Genomic DNA, 18594 nt, shown 5'->3' with positions numbered 1-18594 from the left:
ACGCGACATGAATTAGCACCACAATATTTGATAAAATAGATGCATCTGCAACAAACGGATGCTGGAATGATGAAAATCTCCCTCGTTCGATACCCGAAAAAATGCATATTTTAGCACATTATTCTAACCTGTAGCGCTGTCCGATCAGCGAGTTTAAACATGTATTTTAAATGGCGAGAAAAAGTAATGTTTTGATGCTTTCAAAAAGAGCATGTAAGATTGTATTGCTTTTTATGATGATGCTGTCTGCAAGCAGAAGCAGGGGGCAGGGGTTGCAGTTCGGTTCAAATGACAGCCTGATGAGCAAGCGTACCTCGTACCAGGTTTTTAAGGAAGATCTGCCAACCTTTCATGATCGCCTGGTTATCGGTTTTGACCTTTCGTTGTGGGATAATCAGCATCTGGGCTATATCCTGAACTTAACCGACGATCAGGGCAATTCATATAGTTTGAGTGCTATTTACAACCAGGGCTCGTTCCTCAATTTTAATATTGACAGCCGGAGCAATAAACTCAGCATTCCTCTTCCTGGTGCCCTGCTGAAAAGACGTAAATGGTTTAAGGTGATTGTGGACCTTGATCTTAAAGGCGATAAAGCAGGCATCTCGGTAAATGGAAAATGGTACCGGGCAACGGGTTTAGGCTTTAACGGCAAAATAACCGCAAAGATCACCTTTGGTAAAAACGAACATTACTCGGATGTGCCCAATATGGCCATCAAAAACCTGGTTGTTAGTAACGATGATAAAAACTATACGTTCCCGCTTAGCGAGTGGACTGGGAACGATGTTTTTACCAATGGCGGTGATAACTTAGGACATGTTGACAACCCTGCATGGCTTATCAACGAATCCTATTTTTGGAAGCAAAAGTTCATGCGCACTTTTAATGAGGTTGCGGGAATCAACTTTAACGAAAAAAATGAACAGTTCTTTATCTTCAAAAGTGATTCCCTGATATTTTATGATGCCGGGAGGGATGCGGTAGGGGCTAAGCCATTCAAAAATAAACTGGCAGTGCCTTTGCACCTGGGTAAAAGCATTGTAAACCTTAAGGAAAATAAATGCTATATATATGAAGTGCTCAGGGCCCCACAGCCCGCACCGAGCATCGCTTCTTTTAACCTTGACAGCCTTACCTGGGATTTTTATGGCAAGTCGACCATAATGGAGCAAAGGCATCACCACAATATTTTTTACGATAAGGATTTTAACAACTTTTACCTGTTTGGCGGGTACGGCTCCTTCAAATACTATAATAACTTTTTTAAATACGATAAAACCGCCGATAGCTGGGAGCAGCAAAGTTTTACCGGCGATAGGATCAACCCCCGCTTTTTCTCGGCAGCAAGTACGGCTGATCAAAACAACGATGTCTACATTTTTGGCGGTTACGGCAACCAGTCGGGCAACCAGGTAGTAGGAGGCATGCACTATTATAACCTTTACCGGGTTAACCTCGGCAATCACACTATTAAAAAACTTTGGGAGATCAAGCCTGACGAAGAAGCGTTTGTGCCGGCCAATAACCTTATCGTTTCAAAAGATAAGCAATTCCTCTACGTGTTATGCTATCCGCATGAACGCCCTAAAACGAGTTTGCGCCTGTACAAGTTTTCAATAAAAGATGGTTCATACCAGGTAGTAAGCGGCACGATCCCGGTAGTGTCCGAACGGATAGAAACCGACCATAACCTGTTTTACAATGCTAAACAGGACGTGTTTTACTGTACTACCCAGGAGTTTGAAACCCCCTCGCGATCTACCATAAAGATCTTTGCGCTTACCGCACCGCCTGTGAGCCAGGAGGCTTATATGGCCGCGCATGAACCCCCAAAAAGATCGTTTACCTTATACAGGGTATTAGGGGGAGCATCAGCATTAGTGTTATTATGTGGTATAGTCGTATTTTTCCTCAGGCGAAAGAAAGACGAGGAGCAGCCGATACCAGTTGAAAGCGACGAAACGGTTACCGAAGAAATTGAGAAAACGGAGGCTGGCAACAAGGCTAACGCTGTTTACCTGTTAGGCGAGTTTACTGTTTATGATAAAAATAAGCGGGACATTACTTACCTGTTCAGCCCCAAGATCAAGCAGCTGTTCATTCTTATACTATTAAACAGCCGTGAAAAAAATGGGGTAGTATCTAAAAAGATCTCCACTACGTTGTGGCCTGATAAGGATGTGGTTAAAACCAAGAATATCCGGGGGGTAACCATCAATCACCTGCGCAATATTCTTTCGGATATTGAAGGACTGGAGCTTGCCTTTTTAAATGACACTTACAGTTTCATCATTGCCGAAGGTTTTTATTGCGATTACTTTGTAGTGAGAGATTCCCTAAAGCAATCTAACGGTAATGAACCGGCTGTGTTCAATCATTTTGACCTGGTGGCCCGTGGCGGACTGTTGCAGCATATCCCTGAAATTTGGCTTGATGATTTTAAGCAGGAATACGAGGAAGCGCTGATGCCTGTTATTTTGCCGGTGATAAAAAAGGTTTACGATGCCTTTGATTATAAAAAAGCACTGGAGATTTCCCGCATTGTGCTTAGAATCGACCCCTTTAACGATATCGGGATCAAATTTAAACTCAAGGCTTTGCGCCGTACCAAAGGCATTGAACATGCCAGGAAAATTTACGAAGAGTTTAGTGCCGAATATGAGAAATCATTAGGCGAAGTGTATCCCGTTCCTTTCGAAAAGATCTGTTCCAACAAGGCTGACCAGCGCTGATCATAAATTAAAATACCTGTTAATTAACATGTTTTTGATTGATGTGAAAGTTTTATGAATAAATTCTACTAAATATATAGATTTAATAGAATATTTATATATTTGCAACAGATTAGTTTGTAAATGGGGTTCATTTTAAACTAAATGGCAGGTGCTGGCCGGCAGCAAACGGATGGTTCGATTCCACCCCTGCATCTCTTCTCCTCTCATGATTTATGTTTTATAATTGGTTAGCAAAAAGAGTATTCCTGCCCATCAGGAGCTCTTTTGCCTTTTTAGAGAATTTTTAATACGATTCCCATAACAACTTAAAAACAGGGTCATACTGAGCCTGTTATATTTTCTCGCAGAGGCGCGAAGACGCAAAGGTTTTTCTTTATGAGTAACCACTGGGGAAATGCTGAAAAAGCAGTGATGACATATAAATATATTTTAGCGTTGGTGCGCGGGGGGACGTTGGTGATAGTAGCAGATACCGGCCAATGTCATTAAGTTACGGGAAATCCCCCAGAGGGGGAACAGGTTTGTAGTAATATCATATACCGAAAATAACCGTGCCAGAGGTACGGAACACTCGGAGTTGTGTACCTCTGGCACACTAAGACAAAACAAATCTTTAATTTCTACAAACCTTTTGCACCTCTGGTGCAACCAGCCAATCCCTTAACTTAATCACATTGGGCTAATGCCTTGTGCAGTATGAGCGGACAACACGGGCCGCAGGCAACGCCCGTGTTTACAATATCAATCCCCAATATATTTAATAATCAATATCTTAAGATCACGTCATTATAAGCTTAAATTGATTGAACGTATTTACAATCAATTGCCAATCATTCAATAATTTATGCGCAAATAATCTTACTCAGAGGGACAAAACTTTATTGAATCAATTTCCTTCAACTTTCACAATTCCACGGCGTTTCAACCTGCAACCATAGACATAAGTGCAAATTTTAACCTAAACAATCAGTAAATCATCCTTTACAGGATAAAATACTTATTAAAAAAATTTAAAAAGTTCTTTTAATTCAGATTATGTTTTATTAAGTTTGTATTGATAATGCACAGCTTATTATTATACGCACTTTACTTTACCCTCATGTCGGTGAGGATAAACTTTTTTGTTAATTGGTTTGATAAAAATCCTCGCCCAGGCGGGGGTTTTTTGTATAACGACTTTTTAAAACTTTAACATATAACACATAGGTTCTGAACAAATTATGGCACGATTAAATTTATTGGAAGAGACGCGTTACGAGAAGTTACCTGTAAGCGTGTACGGCAACCAGCATGAAGCCTCGGTGGCGGTAGCGAACCGGATAGCAGATCTGATCCGCTCAAAGCAAGCCAAAGGCGAAAAGGCGGTATTGGGCCTTGCAACAGGTGTGACCCCCATTGGGGTGTATGCCGAACTGGTAAGGCAACACAAAGAAGCAGGCTTAAGCTTCAAAAATGTGATCACTTTCAACCTGGACGAGTACTACCCGATGAAACCCACAGCAGCCCAAAGCTATGTGACTTTTATGTACGATAATTTGTTCAGCCATATTGATATAGAAAAAGCCAATGTGCATATTCCCGATGGCACGCTGGATAAAGATGAAGTTGTAGCCTTCTGCCTGGCCTACGAAAAACAGATAGAAGAACTCGGCGGATTGGACCTTCAGATCTTAGGTATCGGTCGTACAGGTCACATCGGTTTCAACGAACCGGGATCAGCACCAAACTCAGGCACCAGGATGGTAACACTTGATGATTTGACCAGGCGTGATGCTGCAAGGGATTTCGGTGGTAAAGCTGATGTGCCAACAAAGGCGATCACGATGGGCATCGGTACGATCTTCAAAGCAAGAGAGATCATCCTGATGGCCTGGAACAAGAAGAAAGCCCAGATCATCAAGAAAGCAGTAGAAGGGGAGATCTCTGGTGATGTACCTGCAACCTACCTGCAACTGTCACAACATGTGGAGTTTGTGTTGGATGCAGATGCAGCCTCAGAACTGACAAGGTTTGACACCCCATGGTTGGTTAAGGATTGTATATGGGACAATCAGTTAAAGAAAAAGGCTGTGATTTGGTTAGCCAACGAGGTTAACAAACCGGTACTGAAACTAACAGAAGAAGATTATAATAACCACGGCATGGCACAGCTTGCGGTGGAGCAGGGTCCGGTATACAATATCAACATCGATATCTTTAACCAGATCCAGCATACCATTACGGGCTGGCCGGGCGGTAAACCGGACGCGGATGATTCGCAAAGACCGGAAAGGGCACAGCCAGCGAAAAAGAGAAGCATCATCTTTTCACCACACCCTGATGATGACGTGATCTCGATGGGCGGTACCTTTATCCGCTTAGTAGATCAGGGGCATGATGTACATGTAGCCTATCAAACTTCAGGCAATACCGCGGTATGGGATGATGATGTACTGCGGTACATGGAATTCGCTATCGATTTCACGAAAAGTATTGGTGAAGATACAGCTCATCTTCAAAAATCATATGAAGATATGAGGGCTTTCTTCCCGACTAAACAACCAAATGAGATCGATACACAGGAAATCAGGAACGTAAAAGGCTTCATCAGGAAAACAGAAGCGATCTCGGGCGCAAGATATGCAGGCGTACAGGATGACCATATCCACTTCATGGCATTGCCGTTTTATGAAACCGGTAAGATCAAGAAGAACTCGGTAGGAGAAGAAGATGTGCTGTTAACCATCGAACTCCTGCAAAAAGTAAAACCACAACAGATCTTCGCAGCGGGTGACTTTGCCGACCCTAACGGTACCCACCTGGTATGCTTCAAGATTATCCTGGCAGCGCTGGACAGACTGAAAGGTAAAGAAGCCTGGGTAGAAGATTGCTGGCTGTGGATGTACCGTGGCGCATGGCACGAATTTGAAACTTATGAGATAGAGATGGCGGTACCATTGTCGCCACAGGAAGTGATCAGGAAACGTAACGCTATCTTTAAACACCAATCGCAGAAAGATACACCGGTATTCCCGGGTGATGATGCAAGGGAGTTCTGGGTACGTGCAGAAGACCGCACCCGCGACACCGCCCAACGCTATGACCGCCTCGGCCTCGCCGAATATGAAGCTATGGAAGCTTTTGTAAGGTATAAATTCTAATATTTTAGTTCATGGGTCATAGTTGATGGTTCATAGAATTTTAAGATACATTTTCCCCTCGCGCCCGTGTCCTCACGGGCGCTTTTTTTGTGGGATAGCGCTGAAGGTCCGGTTTCCTGGTATTATTCCAGATAAGACGATCCGCGTTCCGTAATATTTAAATTGTTTAGCATATTTGAGCAATTAACAACGGCATTGCAATCATGCTCTTTAACTCCCTAAGCTTTATTGCTTTTTTTGTAATAGTTACATCGTTATATTTTATCCTGCCACACAGGTTTAGATGGGGATTGTTGTTATTGAGCAGCTGTTACTTTTACATGGCCTTTGTGCCTGTGTATATTTTGATACTGGGTTTCACCATTGTTATCGACTATTTTGCCGGCTTAAAAATAGAAAGCTCGAAGGGGCAAGCGCGTCGCGTTTATTTAATCTGTAGCCTTATTGCCAACATAGGTATCCTTTGTGTTTTTAAGTATTATAATTTTATCAATAACAATATTTCCTGGCTTTTTCATCATTATGGTGGTGTTAACCCGTTTCCATATTTAACTATCCTGCTGCCTATTGGCTTGTCGTTTCACACCTTCCAGGCCATGAGTTATACCATTGAGGTTTATCGGGGCAATCAAAAGGCCGAAAGGCATTTCGGTATTTATGCGCTGTATGTAATGTTTTACCCGCAATTGGTAGCGGGCCCCATTGAACGGCCTCAAAATATAATCCATCAGTTTTATACCGAACATCACTTTGATTATGGCCGCGTTACAAACGGATTAAAACTGATGCTTTGGGGCTTTTTTTTGAAAATGGTTATTGCCGATAATTTTGCGCTGGTGGCTAATAACGTGTTCGATGGTTATCAACATTTTAAGGGCCTGGGAACCATTATTGGTGTATTGTCTTTTACTATCCAGATCTTTTGCGACTTTGCAGGTTACTCAAGCATAGCCATTGGTGCAGCAAGGGTAATGGGCATTGAACTCATGACCAATTTCAGGAGGCCATATCTTGCTACGTCTTTGTCCGATTTTTGGACACGCTGGCATATCTCCCTTTCAACATGGTTCAGGGACTATTTATATATCCCATTAGGCGGCAACCGGGTAAAGCTGCCGCGCTGGTGCCTGAACATTCTTATCGTATTCACGATAAGCGGTCTCTGGCACGGGGCCAGCTGGACATTTGTTATCTGGGGAATGATCCATGGAAGTATCCTGGTTGTTGAACGCCTGTTGAAACCGATGGCTGTTAAGCTTGCCCGTAGAACAGGTTTGACAAGGATCCCCGCTTTGCATAATTTACTAAAGGGGATCTTAACTTTTACCATTGTTAGCATAGCATGGGTATTTTTCAGGGCGACTGACCTGCAGCAGGCTTTTTTAATGATTAAACACCTGTTTGCAAAATTTGATATTAACGATGCCCGAAATGCCCTCTCGCCATGGGGAAAGGAATCATTATCAAAAGTGTTGATGTTTGGGTTTGCAGGCTTACTTGCAATTGTGCATTTATACCAGGAATTTATTGGCGGAATAGGTACATTGATCTCAAGGCAGGTTGTGGTTGTACGATGGAGTGTATACCTGCTTCTGATTTTTTCGATATTATTGTTCGGGGTGTTCCAGAGTTCAAGGTTTATCTATTTTCAGTTTTAATATGGGCAGGTTTTTAAAAAGGATATTTTGCTTTTTACTTATCGGTATAGCTATGGCCTACCTGTTGCAATGGATTATAGATACCGGCTTGCGCAAATCAAATTACTCGGCCGATTATAAAGTTTGGTACGATTTAATGAACTCCAAAATAAATGCAGATATTTTGATCCAGGGTTCATCGAGGGCCAGGATCCATATATCTCCCTCGTTGTTGGAAGAGGAGTTTAAGCTTTCGGCCTATAATTTAGGCATGAGTGGTACTGCTTTCGGCTTGCAGAATTATAGGTTCAGGCAATATCTTGCCCACAATAAAAAGCCGAAGTACATTATCCAGGTGGTGGATTTTTCCACCTTTACCAATGCCAGTCAGGTTGAATTTGTTCAGTTTATCCCGTATCTGAATAAACCGCTTATCGAAAAATTCAAAGGCCATTTTGACTATACGCTGGCCGATCTGTATATACCATTATATAAATATAGGACTGCTTACGGGGCAACGATAGCCGGATTGAGAAACATATTTAGAAGCGACGTAGGTGATGACGGCAATTACAAAGGCTTTTGCACTTATGATCTCCCCTACAGCGACAAATCTATGCGCCAACTTATCAAAAACTATCCTTCGGGTATTAAGACCGAGGTGGTTGATTCCGTTTACAGGGAGTTTGTTGATTTTGTTGTTTACTGCAAAAAGGAAAACATTACACTAATATTGGTCTGGGCGCCATCTCTTAAACAATACCAGGCGCAAATTAAAGATGGCTATAACATTCCAGGAATTTACAGCTCGCTTGCCCAAAAGTATGGCTTTAAGTATCTCAACTATTCAAACAGCGCTATCTGCCGGGATACAACCATGTTTTTTGATTACTACCACATGAATAAAAAAGGTGTAACCGCTTTTGATAAAGACCTCGTCCGGGATTTGAAACCGGTGATCCATTAGGCATATCGCTTTGAAGTTGACCGTGGGGACACGGTCAACGGGGAAAAGAAAATGTCCCCCCTGCATCAGTGCCCTCACGGATGGCTCAAGCCGATCAACAAAAAAAGCCTCCCCATTTGGGAAGGCTTTCAAATATTAAATCCGAAATCAAAATTCCGATATCCGAAATTAAGATGCCATTTGCTTGCGGATGATGTTCAATGCACCGCCTGCTTTAAACCACTCAATTTGCTGAGCATTGTAAGTATGGTTTACAGGGAATGATTCGGTTGAACCATCTTTATGGTGTAATACAACGGTTAACTGTTTGCCTGGGGCAAAAGTGGTTAAGCCGGTGATATCGATAGTATCATCTTCCTGGATCTTATCATAATCGTTGTTGTCAGCGAAAGTGATGCCCAGCATACCTTGTTTTTTAAGGTTGGTTTCGTGAATACGGGCAAATGATTTTACCAATATGGCACGTACACCAAGGTGACGAGGCTCCATAGCTGCGTGTTCACGTGATGAACCTTCGCCGTAGTTTTCGTCGCCTACTACAATCGAACCAATACCTGCTGCTTTGTAAGCACGCTGGGTAGCTGGTACAGGACCGTATTCGCCGGTTAATTCGTTTTTAACGTTATCAGCAGTAAGGTTAAAGTAGTTGATAGCACCGATCAGCATGTTGTTGGAGATGTTATCCAGGTGACCACGGAATTTCAACCATGGGCCGGCCATCGAAATGTGGTCGGTAGTACATTTACCTTTAGCTTTGATCAACAGTTTCAAGCCGGTAATATCAGTACCTTCCCATGCTTTAAACGGCTCAAGCAATTGTAAACGTGATGAAGTTGGAGAAACGATAACTTCAACTTTGCTGCCATCTTCGGCCGGTGCCTGGTAGCCTGCATCTTCAACAGCGTAACCTTTAACCGGCATTTCAATACCTTGAGGCTCGTCAAATTTAACCTGCTCGCCTGCTTCGTTAGTTAAAGTGTCGGTAAGTGGGTTAAAAGTTAAATCACCTGCGATAGCGAAAGCAGTAACAATTTCCGGAGAAGCTACGAAAGCGTGGGTATTAGGGTTACCATCCTGGCGTTTAGCGAAGTTACGGTTAAACGAAGTGATGATAGAGTTTTTGCGTGTAGGATCGTCAGTATGACGGGCCCATTGGCCGATACATGGTCCGCAGGCATTAGCTAATACCACACCGCCCATTTGAGCAAAGGTATCAAGGTAACCGTCACGGTCAACAGTATAGCGTACCAGTTCCGAACCCGGAGTGATGGTGAACTCGGCCTGAGTTTTTAATTTTTTATCGATAGCCTGTTTAGCGATAGAAGCTGAACGGGTAATGTCTTCGTAAGATGAGTTGGTACATGAACCGATCAAACCAACTTCCAGTTTGGTAGGCCAGCCGTTTTCTTTAACCGCAGTAGCGAATTTAGAGATGGGCCAAGCCAGATCCGGAGTGAATGGACCGTTTACGTGTGGTTCAAGCTCGCTCAGGTTGATCTCAATAACCTGGTCAAAATATTGTTCAGGGTTAGCGTAAACTTCATCATCGCCGGTTAAGTGTTCAGCAATAGCATCAGCAAGCTCAGCAATATCAGCACGTTTAGTGCCTTTAAGGTAAGCAGCAGCTTTTTCGTCGTAACCGAAGATAGAAGTAGTAGCACCGATCTCGGCACCCATGTTACAGATAGTACCTTTACCTGTTGCTGAAAGTGACCGTGCACCTTCGCCAAAATATTCAACGATAGCACCGGTACCACCTTTTACAGTAAGAATACCAGCCACACGAAGGATAACATCTTTTGCTGAAGTCCAGCCAGAAAGTTTACCGGTTAATTTAACACCGATCAGTTTAGGGAATTTAAGCTCCCACGGTAAGCCGGCCATTACATCACAAGCGTCAGCACCACCAACGCCAATAGCGATCATACCTAAACCACCTGCATTAGGAGTATGTGAGTCGGTACCGATCATCATACCGCCAGGGAAAGCGTAGTTTTCCAACACTACCTGGTGAATGATACCTGCACCGGCTTTCCAGAAACCAATACCATATTTATCAGAAACTGAAGCCAGGAAATCGTAAACTTCACGGTTAACGTCAACAGCAGTACTTAAATCTTCAACAGCGCCAATTTTAGCCTGGATCAGGTGATCGCAATGTACGGTAGACGGAACAGCAACCTGTGGGCGACCAGCTTGCATAAACTGCAAAAGGGCCATCTGCGCAGTAGCATCCTGCATGGCTACGCGGTCTGGTGCAAAATCAACATAATCTACCCCGCGGCCAAACGCTTTTTGAGCATCGCCTTCGCTAAGGTGGGCGTATAAAATCTTTTCGGTTAAAGTTAGGGGTTTACCGGTCGCTTTGCGGGCAGCCTCTACACGTGTGCTGTAGCGGTCGTAAACCTTTTTGATCATATCTAAATCAAAAGCCATTTGTATTTGATTTTTAGGTGAAAAGTAAAAGAAATTGACGTTAAGCCCGTTATCCGGCCTTAGGACGGCGAATTTACAAAAAATAACATTTGAAAGCTGTTAGTGCTATATACAAATGTTATTTGGATATGTTCTAAATAAGTGATTGGAGGTTAGTGGTTAGAGATTGGTTAGTGGTGGTTACGGTTGATGACTCCAAAAAGAAGCATAACATGAAACCGTCATTGCGAGGTACGAAGCAATCGCGAACTATGCAGAGCGGCTCTGTAGGTCGGGGATTGCTTCGTACCTCGCAATGACGGTTTTTATAAGCCCTGCTACTTCAACTGTTTCAAAATTTCCTCAATAGCCCTGTCCAACTGCGGATCTTTATTTTCTAACCTGTCGGCGAAATCTGTTTTTACATAGATATCGGGCGATACGCCATTTTTTTCGATGTCTTTGCCGTCAAGGGTATAGCATCCCCAGGCCGGGATGCGATAAAATGAGCCATCAACCAGGCCTTTGCCGCTGGTGAAAATGATCCATCGGTAGGTTTCGGTGCCGATGATCTTGCCTAATCCTAATTGTTTGAAGCCCTGCGAGGTCATTTCTCCGTCGCTCAGGGTTTGCTCGTTCATGAGCAGGATAATGGGTTTTGCCGCCGGTGCAAAGTTTGATTGCTGTGCTTTTTTACCATCGCGGTAAGCCCATTGCAGGTATGGTTTTTGCGACAAGAATTTTAAAACATCATCATGCACGTTGCCACCGGTATTATACCGCAGGTCGAGGATGAGTGCGTCTTTTTTATAGGCATCGTCAACCATATCTTCCAGGAAATCTTCCAAAGCACCTTGCCCCATGTTTTTCATGTAGGAGTAAGCTATGCGGCCTTTGCTTTTTTCGGCAACGGCTTTGGCGTTGTTTTCGATCCAGTCGTCGTAAAGATTACCTGACAGGTCACCGGTTGACTCGGGGTGCAGCTTTACTTTAACATCTTTGCCTGCACGGCTAAAGGTTAGTTCAATTTCTTTATCAAGCGATGGTTTGCTGAAGTAGTAATTGCGGTCCTGCTTTTCATCGACAGTAACGCCATTCACCGCTTTCAGGATATCGCCCGGTTTTACATCGATGCCGGCTTTATCAGCATTACTGCGGATGGCTATGCCGCTAACTTTGTATGGCGAATCGTTATCAAAAATGATCCCCGTTTCCATAGTACGGTAGGAGAGGGTTTTCTTCTCCTCGCTGCCGTTCGAGTAAAAACCCTGGTGCGATGAGTTTAGCTCGCCCAACATGTCATTCAGCAACAGGCGCAGGTCGGCACGGTTGTTAATGTAGGGTACAAAGGTTTGGTAGCTGTCATGAACCTTTTTCCAGTCGGCCCCATGAAAATTGCCATCGTAGTAGTTTTCATCCAGGCCGGCCCAGGTTTCGTCAAACATCTGCGCAAATTCACCGGCCATGTTACGGGTAAAGCTGTAGTTGATGTCTACTTTATCAATTTTATTGGCGTCAATGTTTAAGGTATAAATGTTACCTCCGGCCGATAAGAAATATTTATCACCATTGCCAAAAATGTCGAAATTACCAAAATCGCCACCGCCAACTTTTTCGGTCTTAGGTTGCTCAAAAGCCTCAAGCGTGGTGCGGTAAAGTGCTGCTTTACCTTCGCTATGATTTGAGGCGTAGTATACCAGTGTTTTATCCCCTTTTTGAATTACATATGAGCTCTGTGCCTGCCCAAACTCCGGACTAATGCGCTCGAGGCGCTTCATCGGTTCTTCGGTATCAATTACAATATCGGAAGGTGCTTTTGGGGTAGGCTGCTCAGATAAAGGTTTCTTTTTGCTGGACGATTTCTTGTCCTTATCCTTCGATTTGCTTTTATCGTCGTCCTTCTTTTCCTCTTTAAACAAAGCGGTGAACTTATCCATCTTAAAAGGATCGTCATACTTTTGCAAAGGCATGCGATAAACGTGGGCGTCCTTTGAACCATATGGATACTCGGGTTGTGTGCGCGACGATGTGAAATAAATATACTTGCCATCTGGCGACCAGAACGGCGCGGCTTCGGTAACACCGCTGTTGGTAAGGTTAATGATCTTTCCGGTTTTTATCTCATAAACAAAAACGTCCATTTCAAAATTGCGGTAGGCATTGTATACTATGTACTCACCATTGGGTGAAAAGCGCGGCTGCGGGTTATAGAAACCCCAAAACTCATCGGTAACAATAGTTTTTGAAGTAAACGTTTTTAAATCCAGTAGCTTAAGTTCGTTTCGGCCGCTCAGGTAAATGGCTTGTGTACGATCTTTATTCATGCTTAGCAGGCGGTTGCTGCGTTTATCAGTAGTCAGCTGTTTTTCAGTTCCTGTACCATCAGCAGCTATGGTGTACCAATTAGGAAAGCCGCCTAAGGTTTGGCCAAAAATCAAAGTTTTGTTATCGGCCATCCAGCTTACTTCGGTAGCGCGTTCGCTGGTGTTGCGTTCAAGTTTCTGAATGAACTTACCTTCTGCATCGCTTACAAACAATTCGCCGCGTGAAACAAAAGCCAGTTTTTTGCCATCGGACGATAAAGCTGCCGCTTCAATTTTGCCTCCAACATCAAACGATTGGTCTTTAGGCAATACATTATTGCGGAACAGGTTTAGGTTTAGTTTTTGCGTTTGTTTGGATGCCACATCGTATACGAAAATCTGGTAATCTTTTTCAAAAACAACCTTGCTGCCATCGGCACTAACCTGCGGGCGTTTAATGGAAGTAGGGAACTGGGTTAAAGCAGTTTTTTTACCATCGATAAAAGTGTACAGGTTATATTCCTCGTTACCCTCATCAGATACGAAATAGATGTTCCCTTTTTTGTCGATGGTAGTCCAGAAATCCTTACCCTGCCAGTCGGTATATTTTTTATATACTTTGGTTTTAGGGTTGTACGATTGGATATCGGGGTTATAAGCACCTTTATAATGTTTACGGGTTGGGAAATAGATACTTTCCCAGGTATTGCTAAAAAACAGTTCGCCCGTTTGCGGGTGCTCGACAACGCCATGTATGGTATTAAAATAATGACCGAACAACCGCACAGGCGTACCGCCGGTAGCTACTACCTTATATTCGCTGAAGCTGTTATAGCGGCCGGAAGTAAAATAGATAGATTTTGAATCCCATGTCCAGGAGTCAACATTGTCTGAAGCATCGTTAAAAGTGATCTGTTTGATATCGCCGCCGGCAAGGGGCATTACATATACATCATTGTTGCCAAACTGGTTCGATGAAAAGGCCAGCCATTGCCCGTCGGGCGATACCCGCGGATTGGTTTCTTCGCCCTGCATAGCAGTTAAACGGGTAGCCGCCGGACTGTTGATGTCGGTTTTCCACAGGTCGCCTTCGTAACTGAAAATTACGGTTTTGCCATCGGGGCTTAGGGTTGGGTTGGATGTGAAATAGCTTGAGTTTGTTTGGGCTTTAAGGTTTGTTTGACACATTACTGCCGAAAACAATACGATGTATAGTTTCTTCATATGGTTTAAGTTTTATGAATAAATGTATTTTTGAGCCATGTTAAAAGTGGTGCACCTCAATACGTATGACGGTAATGGCGGCGCGGGCAGGGCCTGCATGCGCCTTAACCGGGCATTACTTAGCCAAAATATCGATTCTAAAATTATAGTACATTATAAATTTGGAAATAATGCTGATATCAAGACTTTTAACCGTAATGTTATCCAGAAATCATACACGGCGGCAACCATTATATTGGAGCGCATACTGGCTAAACGCTTTTTAAAACCCGATAGCCGTACCCCTTTTTCCTTTACCTGGTTTGGCCGCTCGGTGATCAAACACCCTGATGTTAAGAATGCTGATATCATTCACTTGCACTGGGTTAATCATGGCTTCCTGGATCCCAAACATATAGCCGAAATTAAAAAATTAGGTAAACCTATAGTATGGACCTTTCATGACAGCAACGCCTTTACCGGTGGCTGCCATGTGCGCTACACCTGCGATCATTATCAACAGCAATGTGGCAATTGTCCGCTGCTGATCAATGCAGGCAATGACGATATTTCGCACAGCATCTGGAAGCAAAAAAATAAAGCCTACCAGCAGCTTGATTTTAGCATAGCTGCCCCCAGCTCATGGATGCAGGCTTCTGTAAAGAAAAGTAGCCTGATGCAGGGCAAAGCCGTTAACCACATCCCCAATACACTGGAAACGGATGTGTTTAAACCTGCGGATAAAAAGCAGGCAAAACAGCAAGCAGGACTGCCGGTTGATAAATTCATTTTTTTAAGCGGATTTATGCCATCGCGCAAGGACCTGCACAAAGGCACCCAGTACCTGCTGGAAAGCATGGAACTGCTTAAACAACGTTTAGGAGTAAATGCAGATAAAATTGAAGTGGTAGTATTTGGCAACCGGGGGACAGAAAATGTACCAGACTTTCCGTTTAAAACCAGCTTTTTAGGAACCATCAATAACGATAAAAAGCTGGCACTTCATTATGCTGCGGCTGATGCTTTTTTGATCCCCTCGCTCGAAGATAATTTACCTTACACCGTAATGGAAAGCCTGAGTTGCGGGACACCCGTGATAGCCTTTACCACCGGCGGTATCCCCGATATGGTGCAACATGAGCATAATGGATATTTAGCTACCTACAAATCATCTGAAAGTTTTGCCGATGGGATGGAGTGGATCATCAAGCATCCTGAAAGGGAAAAGCTAAACCAGCAAGCGCGGCAAACCATTATGGATACCTTTTCGGAAGAAGTGATCGCCAAAAAGTATATTGAAGTATATCAAGGGCTATTGAATAAGGGAGGTAATAATGTTTAACCCAAGGCTAAGCGTTATCACTATTGTTTACAATAACGTCAGAGATATTGAACGTACTATCCGCTCGGTAGTTAACCAAACTTATGCTAATATTGAATATGTGATTGTTGATGGCCTATCGAACGATGGTACGTTGCAGGTCATCGAAAAATATAAAGACCATGTAGCCAAATTCGTCAGTGAAAAGGATGAGGGTATTTACGATGCTATGAATAAAGGCCTTGCTTTAGCCACCAGTGATTACGTGATTTTCATGAACTCGGGCGATGAGTTTTACGACAGTGAAACCGTCGCGGCAGTTTTTGCTTCGGCAGAGGATGCTGATATCTATTATGGCGAAACCGAAATGATTGCCGATGATGGCACCAGCTTAGGACAGCGCCGGCATAAAGCACCTGCAAAATTTACCTGGCGCGGTTTTAAATATGGTATGAGCATCAGCCACCAGGCTATCTATATCAGGCGTTCATTGGCCGAACCATATGACCGCCGCTATCAGCTCAGTTCAGATATCGACTGGATCATCCGCGCGGCAAAAAAAGCTAAAAAGATTGTTAACGTTAATCGTTACGTGGCCAAATACCTGGTAGGTGGGATGTCGAAGAAAAAGCACCGCCAAAGTTTACTGGAGCGTTTTGATATCATGAAGCGGAACTACGGATTGATCCCCACTGTTTTTAACCACTTCGTTATCGCCTTTAATTTGGGGTGGTACTGGTTGAAAAACAGAAGGACGAATGATTGAGGTAGTTTTCTGTTAATTTAGTCTTTTCTTCTGCCAACTAACCTCTTATCTCCAATCTCTGATCACTAAAATCTACTGCTGCTGATACCTGCTTAGTTTATCGTAAAGCACCCTTGGATCAAAGGGTTTAAGGATATAATCATTCATGCCGGCGTTGTTGATCTCGCCCATCTGGTTGCTGAGCATAGAGGCGGTGAGGGCAATAATTGGCAGTTGCTGGAAATAAGCGTCTGTTTTAGCGCGGATAATACCGGTGGCTTCCAAACCGCCCATCTCGGGCATATGGATATCCATCAGCACCACGTTGTAGTTGCGGTTAGTTTCAACCTTTTCAATAGCCTCGATACCGTTTTCGGCAAAATCGGCGCTGGCACCCCACTTCTTCAATATTTTATTAATGAGGAGGCGGTTTATCTGGTTATCGTCAACTACTAAAACATTTATTTTAAGTCCTTCTTCCACGTTATTGCTATTTCTGTTTAACTGGTAATCGCCTTTTTTAAAACCTATAGTGAACCAAAAAGTTGAACCCTGGCCCGGCACGCTGTCAACATTTATCCGCGAGTCATGCAGTTCAATTAAGCGCTTGCTGATAGCCAGGCCCAATCCTGTACCGCCATATTTGCGGGTAGTATCCATCTCGGCCTGCTTAAACTGTTCAAATATGGTGCCCAGTTTATTGGCTGCAATACCTATGCCCGTATCAATTACAGCAAACCTTACACGTACATCGTGCTCACTTTCCTGTATCACTCTCAGGTCGATAGTAACACCTCCTTTGCTGGTAAATTTAATGGCATTACCAACCAGGTTTAACAATATCTGGATCAGCCGGGTGCGGTCGCCCAAAACAACTTTGGGTATGGCCTCATCAATGCTTTTGCTAATATAAATATTTTTTTCGCCGGCTTTATATTGCATCGAACTTGTTATGCCTTGAACAAGCTCCGTTAAATCAACCCGCTCCTTTTCAAGCTCCACATTTCCGGTTTCGATCTTGGCAAAATCAAGCACATCGTTAATGAGCGTCATCAGGTTTTCGGCCGAGAACCTCAGAATATTAAGGTTTTCCTTTTGCCCTTCAAGCGGATCATCCTCCATTAACAAATGCGACATACCAATTACGGCATTCAGCGGCGTACGGATTTCATGGCTCATTACCGATATGAACATATCTTTAGCACGGCTTAGCTGTATGGCTTCTTCGCGGGCGGTGATCAGTTCAATTTCGGCCTTCTTTTTAGCTGTTATATCAATGATAACCTCTATGTATTTATCAACCTGGCCCTTGCTGTTAATGATTACCGAGTTAATCACCGAGATCCATAAAGGCTGCCTGTCCTTACGGTAAACCAGCAGGTCAACCTCAAATGATTGTTTGTTGCGTGACAGTTCACGGGCCTTTTGAATAATAGATACATCTGTAAGCTCGCCTTTAAGCACATCTCCGAGATGATTATTTTCTACATCGAGTAAAGTATAGCCGGTTATCTGTTCAAAGGCTTTGTTAACCCACTCCACCTTTCCGTCGCTATTATTAATCACAACACCACTGGCCGTACTGCTGGCCACTAACGAAAGCAAGGTTACCTGCTCTTCCGTTTTCTTGCGTTCGGTAATGTCAACCATTACAGCTATCTGCCGTTCAACGCTGCCAATTTCGTTAAACAGCGGACTGTTTGATAAAAACACCCAGATCGGTGTTTTATCCTTTTTATAAATTTTTATTTCAACCTCGTAGCCCCGCTTTTCCTCTACAGCCTTTACTGCGGCTTTAAACACATTAAGGTCAGTATCTTCTCCAAGCAGCATGGTGCCAAACATCTTGCCACGCATTTCATCAAGCGTATAACCTGTGATATTTTCCAGGGCCTCGTTCATCCAGACCACCTCGCCGGCATTACTGCGGATCAGGATGCCGCTCGGCGATTTACGTGCCGCAAAGGAAAGGATCTCCAGATCCTGCTCAATCTTTTTGCGTTGGGTTATATCAATAATAACCCTGATAAATTTATCGGTTTGCCCTGCACTGTCGCGAATCACCGAGTTAAATACGGAGATCCATACCGGTTCACCACCTTTTTTATCGATGAGCAGGTCGACC

9 protein-coding genes are annotated in these 18594 nt (G+C 43.5%); 6 read left to right on the top strand and 3 right to left on the bottom strand.

Annotated elements, in window-relative coordinates; genetic code table 11:
* Window positions 1-170: 170 nt before the first annotated feature.
* The 4 genes from VF500_RS07490 (at window position 171) to VF500_RS07475 (ending at window position 8482) form a co-directional block, all read left to right on the top strand.
* Entirely contained in the window at window positions 171-2735 is a 2565-nt protein-coding gene (locus tag VF500_RS07490; protein ID WP_330859078.1) for a Kelch repeat-containing protein, read from the top strand.
* 1223 nt (window positions 2736-3958) lie between these two features.
* Entirely contained in the window at window positions 3959-5878 is a 1920-nt protein-coding gene (gene nagB, locus VF500_RS07485; protein WP_330859077.1) for a glucosamine-6-phosphate deaminase, read from the top strand.
* A gap of 203 nt (window positions 5879-6081) precedes the next feature.
* The gene (locus VF500_RS07480; protein ID WP_330859076.1) at window positions 6082-7536 is read left to right on the top strand and encodes an MBOAT family O-acyltransferase; all 1455 of its coding nucleotides are present in this window, start codon (window positions 6082-6084) and stop codon (window positions 7534-7536) included.
* Window position 7537: 1 nt separating this feature from the next.
* Complete coding sequence (locus VF500_RS07475) at window positions 7538-8482, top strand: hypothetical protein (RefSeq protein ID WP_330859075.1); 945 nt, start codon at window positions 7538-7540, stop codon at window positions 8480-8482.
* A gap of 168 nt (window positions 8483-8650) precedes the next feature.
* Here the strand turns inward: VF500_RS07475 and VF500_RS07470 are convergent, their stop codons facing one another.
* Window positions 8651-10918, bottom strand: coding sequence for an aconitate hydratase (locus VF500_RS07470; RefSeq protein ID WP_330859074.1), 2268 nt, complete (start codon window positions 10916-10918; stop codon window positions 8651-8653).
* Window positions 10919-11235: 317 nt separating this feature from the next.
* On the bottom strand, window positions 11236-14424 hold the full coding sequence (locus VF500_RS07465; protein ID WP_330859073.1) for a S41 family peptidase: 3189 nt from the start codon (window positions 14422-14424) through the stop codon (window positions 11236-11238).
* 37 nt (window positions 14425-14461) lie between these two features.
* Here VF500_RS07465 and VF500_RS07460 point away from each other — a divergent pair, with 37 nt between their 5' ends.
* Together VF500_RS07460 and VF500_RS07455 are read left to right on the top strand one after the other, a co-directional pair.
* The gene (locus VF500_RS07460) at window positions 14462-15745 is read left to right on the top strand and encodes a glycosyltransferase family 4 protein (protein WP_330859072.1); all 1284 of its coding nucleotides are present in this window, start codon (window positions 14462-14464) and stop codon (window positions 15743-15745) included.
* Window positions 15738-16490: a glycosyltransferase family 2 protein gene (locus VF500_RS07455; protein ID WP_330859071.1), complete on the top strand. Its 753-nt coding sequence runs from the start codon at window positions 15738-15740 to the stop codon at window positions 16488-16490. Before VF500_RS07460 ends, VF500_RS07455 begins: the two co-directional genes overlap by 8 nt.
* A gap of 72 nt (window positions 16491-16562) precedes the next feature.
* Here VF500_RS07455 and VF500_RS07450 read toward each other — a convergent pair.
* Window positions 16563-18594: PAS domain-containing protein (locus VF500_RS07450; RefSeq protein ID WP_330859070.1), on the bottom strand; the 2032-nt coding region annotated here is incomplete at its 5' end.

The sequence above is a fragment of the Mucilaginibacter sp. genome (assembly GCF_036383575.1).
Lineage (GTDB): Bacteria > Bacteroidota > Bacteroidia > Sphingobacteriales > Sphingobacteriaceae > Mucilaginibacter.
Note: the sequence above shows the minus strand (reverse complement) of the source record. Positions and strands in the feature narration are given on the sequence as shown.